The organism is Acinetobacter sp. YQ_14, assembly GCF_043102985.1.
GTDB lineage: Bacteria > Pseudomonadota > Gammaproteobacteria > Pseudomonadales > Moraxellaceae > Acinetobacter > Acinetobacter venetianus.
Window position 1 is genome coordinate 91,946 of sequence record NZ_JBICJJ010000007.1, and the last position, 6,135, is coordinate 98,080.

Sequence of the window (6,135 nt, forward strand, 5' to 3'; positions counted from 1 at the left end):
ACCCTTTTTATGGTTTGGGTGTACGACCGAAACGATCTCGGAAACGTTTAACATATCTTTTAAATGGCCAAGCAAACTGCTTCACAAAGCTGTTTGGAATCTTATAGCCAACCGTTCCATAAACACTTGCCAAATGATTTGGCATATACACACTTTTAAAAATGACATCATAAAGCGGAATAAATGCAGCATAATTTTTATCAATTGCAGGTTTTTCTGAAGAATGATGCCAGTGATGAAACTCAGGTGTCGCAATCAACCAACGTAAATAAGGAAAACGAAAACGCACATTTGAATGAATAAATATTGCATGGAATGAAATAAAAATTAGATAAGCAAATACCGCAGAGGTATGAAACCCGAGCAGGAAAATGGGTAAAGTCGCAATAAAGCGCGTCATCAATACTTCAACGATATGTAATCGTGACGAAGCAAGCCAATCCATATATTCAGTTGAATGGTGAATCGCATGAAAACGCCATAAAAAGTTAACTTCGTGCATTGCCCGATGCAACCAATACACGACGAAATCAACAACAATCAATAATTCAATGAATTGCAACCAAATCGGTTGCGCTTGTACATAAGGCACGATAGGATTATTCGGTAGATGGGTAATCCAATACTGAATTGGCATCACTGTAAGAAAGGTAAATAATTGAATCCCAATATGACTAAACATGAAATATTTCATATCCGTCACCCAGCCTACTCTTAAAATCTTCTGCTCTGGATTCTTGGCAAAAAAACCTTCTAATGGAATAAATACCACTGCCAAAATCACTAAAGTAAGAACGAAATAATCAATCCCAGCGTAAAAAGGTAAATTAGGTAACGTCGGTGCTTTAATTAGACCACAGCCTAATATTGCGGCGAATAGTGCAAAACAAATACCATAAAAACCATAACGATTTTGACGAATAATTGAGCTAAATGCCCCAAAACCTACACTCAAAACAATACCTAGCATTAAACTAAAATAAAAAACTTTGTAGTGTTGAACGTAAACTGGACGTAATTCAGGCATCGTTAATACCGTCGGAAACAGAAAACACAGTGCTCCAAATAGGCTTAATAGGCCGAGTGACATTGAAATAAAAGCACTGATTTTTCCAAGTCCAGCATTCAGCGCTAAGTTTTCGAATTTTTCTCTTAATTGATCAGTCATGTTTGGTATAAATTCACTATTTATGCGAGATATATTTATTCGCTCATCACCTTATTATTTCACTGATGACAAATACTATTCATCATTTCAATGATTTAAATTTATTCTAAGATAAACATCTAATGATGTATATGATTAAAAAATAACAAGGCGATTCAAATGCGACCAAAATGACTTATGCGAAACTCATTCAACTAAACAATCAAAATAATTGAACAGAAGTAATTGCAATCATCACAATCTATTAGCCGTCATCTCTTAACAACATATCTCGCAGAATTTTTAATCGTATATCTCGGTTTTTTATCTATTTTTATATTTTTTCAATTTTACCCTTGAATTTTAATGGTTCAGGCTGCATGTTGTTATGCGAGTTAGTTTTCGGATGTTTTGTCATTTTTGCTTCATCTCGATGAAGTCAAATAGTGAAATATCCTTGGGTGAAAGTCGAACTTTATTGAGTTATTCAATTTTCCGATTTTAGTCATGTAAAAATACTATTTCCCCAATAACTAAAAATTATTTATTCTTGCTTTCGTAAACAAGTAAGGCACTAGCCTCTCAATAAAACCTCAATCATGGAGACAATGATGAGCTTAATTAATACTGAAGTTAAACCATTTAAAGCGACTGCATACCACAACGGTCAATTTGTTGACGTAACTGAAGCTGATCTTAAAGGTAAATGGTCTGTTGTATTCTTCTATCCAGCTGACTTCACTTTCGTATGTCCAACTGAGTTAGGCGACCTTGCTGATAACTACGCTGAATTCCAAAAATTAGGCGTTGAAATCTACGGTGTTTCTACTGACACTCACTTCACGCACAAAGCTTGGCATGACACTTCTGACGTAATTGGTAAAATCCAATACCCATTAATCGGCGATCCAACTTGGACTCTTTCTAAAAACTTCGAAGTATTAATCGAAGCTGCTGGTCTTGCTGACCGTGGTACTTTCGTAATCGATCCAGAAGGCAAAATCCAAATCGTTGAAATCAACGCTGGTGGTATCGGTCGTGACGCATCTGAACTTCTTCGCAAAGTAAAAGCTGCTCAATACGTTCACGCTCACCCAGGTGAAGTATGCCCAGCTAAATGGAAAGAAGGTGAAGCGACTCTTGCTCCATCTATCGACTTAGTTGGTAAAATCTAATCATTTAGATTAACCAATTTCCAAAGAAGCCACTCTTTTTAGAGTGGCTTCTTTTTTGTCTGATATTTTTACTAATCAATGCTTTTTTAGTCGTCTATTTCATAGCAAATTTTTTACAATTCTTATACTTATAAATTTATAGCTAAATTCATTTATTAATTGTCAGCCTCTAAAAGTTGGAGTACTGTCAAATTATGAAACAAAAGAGTTCTTAATATGTAGTCAGTGATCAAACTCAGATGGGGGTAAATATATGGACAAAGCTGTAGTTGTAACCTCTTGGAAATACGATGTTTCTTCTCGTTATCTAAAAATATTTTATAACAATGGCTCAGGAGAGCTATACCACCCTGTTCCAGAGTTTATTTATGACAATTTGCTTCGTTCTACAGACAAGGCTGCATTTGTGCATAAATACCTTGAGTTTGATCTTCATTTTAAACGACTGTGTATATCAACTACCCAACAAAAAACAGCCCTTCTATAGGGCTGTTTTTATTCGTTTATGCAGCTTCAATCTGCTCTGTTGCATACTTTTCTAATATCTGCTCTTTGGCTTCTGGATGAATATTAATTCGTTGCAGATCACCTTTATAATGCTCAACTACTCGATCATCCATAATTTTTGACCACCATGAAGGAATAAAGGCCGGTAAAATCATCGCTCCATAGCCCGCTGGTAACTGTGGTGCATCTTCAAAATGACGTAGAGTCTGGAAGCTACGTGTTGGATTTGCATGATGATCTGAGTGACGCTGTAATTGATACAAGAACAAGTTAGTCACTACATTATTATTGTTCCAACTATGCTCAGGTAAAGTACGCTCATATTGACCATTGGCTTTCTTTTCACGTTTTAAACCATAATGCTCAATATAATTTACTGATTCAAACAAAATTATCGCATAAGCAGCTTGTGTGACTTGGAAAGGTAATGAGCGCGCACCAAATTTAGTCAACATTCCTGCATGATAAATAGCAGACATTGCCCAGCCATGAATAAGCTCATTTTCCATGCAGAAGAATGGTAATTTTTTACGCTCTAAACGATTTTTCTCAATTTCGATCGCCGATTTGAAACTACCAATCACTGTACGAGGTAAAAATTTCCAGAAAGTTTCACCAAGTCGAGATGAGGCTGGATCTTCTGGTGTTGCAACACGGCGGTGATGACCATATGGATGCTCAATACGGAAATGATTATAGCCCGATGGCGCTAATGCCAAATGTGATAAATAATGTTCGAGACGACCACTTTTATGGCTCAATTCATGCGCCGTATTGATGGCAATACCATTCACCATCCCCACCAAAGTACCCAATAACGCTTGATCTGCAAGCGATGTACCTTTACGACTTGCCAAATAAGTGCCGTAGATATTGGTCGCATATTGCAATGGAATAAAAACTTTAACAATTCGAGAATAATATGGATCAGCTTCTAAATCTGCAATCGCATCAAGTGGTGGATTTTCTGTGTCCTCACCAATTAACTTATCCAATGCAGGAATAACACCATGAATAAATAATGGGCCAAAAGAGGCAAAGAATTTTTTGGTTTTTTTCGGCCCAAATTGATAACCCGCTAAACCACTCATTGCAATAGTCGGTACTGCCAAACCCAATAACCACAAATGACGTTTTTTATCTTTAAAAGTTGTTGTTGCTTGCTCTACATCCAGTTGAGTATGCATATTCATTAGAAATTCCTCAATCAAACACAAAATGTTTTGCTTGAATTGATTGTGTTCTTTTACAGTCACTGTATATTATCATTTTAAGACTTAATATTATCATTTTAAGACTTTACTGGATTTTTATTGTGCAGAAACAGCAAATCCCTGTTATTCCGTCTCGTTATTATTTGCGGTTGATCGAAATTCTGATTAGTACTCATCAATATGATAATGAGGTATTAAACGCATTTCATAACGAACTCTCTAAAACTGAACTTTTATCAATTCAACAAATTGAACAATTTATTGCACTTGGCCTGAGCCTACCAAATACAGAAGATTTGGCTTTTGAACTTGGTAAAAATCTAAAACTCAGTTCGCATAGTTTGGTTGGATATGCATTAATGACCAGTCCAAATTTAGAACATGCATTGAGATTAATCGCACAATATTTTCGGCTAATTATGCCAAGTTTTAAGCTATCGATTCAATTTCCAACTAATCTACATAAGGTTGAGTTATTACTTGAACCAATCTTGCAAATGAATAAGCAATGTTTAGCATTTCATATTGAAGCAATTGCCATTGGATTTTATTACAGCTTATTAGAACTTGCAGGGCAACAATTGCAACGTTATCAAATTTATTTAAGTATACCCGAGCCTGTTTATGCTGAACGCTATATACATCTCGTTAAAGCAAATTTTCATTTTAATTACACATGGATATCTGGTGTACGCATTGTTATTGATCAACAACAACTGGCACTTCCCTTACCTTTAGCGGATGCTCATAGCCTAAAAGTGGTTGAACAACGTTGTCAGGAACAACTACAAAAAATTTATCATCAAGGTGAAATTGTAGAATGGATAAGCATGATGCTTCGTCAAGCCAATCAAGTACCGACTCTGACTGAATGTGCGAAGGTTCTGAATATTTCCACCAAAACCTTACAGCGTTATTTACAACAACAAGGTGTGGAGTTCCAAACTTTGAAACAGCAAATTAGTACAGAAAGAGCGATTGATTTACTTGAAAACTCAAACTACACGATTACACATATTGCTTATGAATTAGGTTATACCAATCCTGCCAATTTCACGCGTGCATTTAACAAAGTGATGAACTGTAGTCCTCAAGCTTACCGTTTAAAATCGCAAGAGAGAAAAGCTACTTAACCACGACCATACACAACCCAGCACCCACGGGTAGAATTGTGCTCATAAAATTTTCATCTTGTTTAATCAATTCAAGTAAGGGTTTCACTTCGGCAGTATGTGAAATTACATTATCAATAATCAGTGTGCCCCCAGTGGGCTTTAATAATCTTTTTAAATCTTGCCAGTAGCTTACATAGCTACCGCGTTCCGCATCCAACAAGATTAAATCAAACTGCTCAACACTTTCTGCCAAATAGTCAGCGGCATCACCCACCCAAAAATCAATATATTCTTCTAAGCCAAATTCTTCGGCATATTTTTTAGCTTGAGCGCTGCGAAATGCATTTATTTCTAAGGTTTGAACTTTTGCCGAGACAGACTTTGCTGCTTCGGCCAACCATAAGGTTGAATAACCTGTCGATGTTCCGATTTCTAAAATATGTTGTGAATGCTGAGTACGCACTAACATTCCAAGCAGCTTCGCCGATTCAGCCTCAATGTTGCGATAGCGTCTAAGACGGTCTGATTGCCGAGCATCATGTTGTTTAAACTCATCATATAAATCAGCAATACGTTGTAAAAATACTGTGCTGGTCATATCTGACTCTCCATGATGCTCTTATTTAAAACACTGAATCTAGGTCGTTTGAATTAACTTAAAACGAGGAACAGTCTGTCCATCTTCAAGCTGAACGGTTTCTGTAAACATAGTTAATGGACGTACCCACATTGAATAATCACTATATAAGCACTGATATACAACTAACTCATCTTCAGTTTCGCTATGTCGAGCCACATTGAAAACTTGATAAAGCTGCCCTTTGTAATGTTGATAGATTCCACGCTGTAGTGCCATGTTGTTTACCCTTAAATTTATGCCATGAAATGATTGCAGTTATATAACAACTTTCAATCTAATCAAATTTTTATACACACAAATGATCATAAATTTATCCATTGCCATATAAATCCAAAAA

At 36.1% G+C, this 6,135-nt stretch carries 7 protein-coding genes; 3 read left to right on the top strand and 4 right to left on the bottom strand.

Features of this window, described 5'->3' with window-relative positions:
- Positions 1-7: 7 nt before the first annotated feature.
- Complete coding sequence (locus ACF8D3_RS03995; protein WP_392470298.1) at positions 8-1,168, bottom strand: sterol desaturase family protein; 1,161 nt, start codon at positions 1,166-1,168, stop codon at positions 8-10.
- Between the two features lie 590 nt (positions 1,169-1,758).
- Here ACF8D3_RS03995 and ahpC point away from each other — a divergent pair.
- Positions 1,759-2,322, top strand: coding sequence for an alkyl hydroperoxide reductase subunit C (gene ahpC / locus ACF8D3_RS04000; protein WP_004880160.1), 564 nt, complete (start codon positions 1,759-1,761; stop codon positions 2,320-2,322).
- 253 nt (positions 2,323-2,575) lie between these two features.
- Positions 2,576-2,809, top strand: coding sequence for a KTSC domain-containing protein (locus ACF8D3_RS04005; protein WP_004880161.1), 234 nt, complete (start codon positions 2,576-2,578; stop codon positions 2,807-2,809).
- Between the two features lie 16 nt (positions 2,810-2,825).
- Here the strand turns inward: ACF8D3_RS04005 and ACF8D3_RS04010 are convergent, their stop codons facing one another.
- Positions 2,826-4,022, bottom strand: a complete 1,197-nt coding sequence (locus tag ACF8D3_RS04010) for an alkane 1-monooxygenase (protein WP_392470300.1) — start codon at positions 4,020-4,022, stop codon at positions 2,826-2,828.
- 122 nt (positions 4,023-4,144) lie between these two features.
- On the opposite strand from ACF8D3_RS04010, the gene ACF8D3_RS04015 reads away from it, so the two are divergent.
- Positions 4,145-5,176 (top strand): helix-turn-helix domain-containing protein, encoded by a 1,032-nt coding sequence (locus tag ACF8D3_RS04015; RefSeq protein WP_392470302.1) that lies wholly within the window; start codon positions 4,145-4,147, stop codon positions 5,174-5,176.
- On the opposite strand, the gene ACF8D3_RS04020 is transcribed toward ACF8D3_RS04015, so the two are convergent.
- Together ACF8D3_RS04020 and ACF8D3_RS04025 are read right to left on the bottom strand one after the other, a co-directional pair.
- A complete protein-coding gene (locus ACF8D3_RS04020; RefSeq protein ID WP_392470304.1) occupies positions 5,169-5,756 on the bottom strand; it encodes an O-methyltransferase in 588 nt (195 codons plus the stop codon). The two genes, ACF8D3_RS04015 and ACF8D3_RS04020, sit on opposite strands and share 8 nt — an antisense overlap.
- A 39-nt stretch (positions 5,757-5,795) precedes the next feature.
- A complete protein-coding gene (locus tag ACF8D3_RS04025) occupies positions 5,796-6,014 on the bottom strand; it encodes a DUF1653 domain-containing protein (RefSeq protein WP_392470305.1) in 219 nt (72 codons plus the stop codon).
- Positions 6,015-6,135 lie beyond the last annotated feature (121 nt).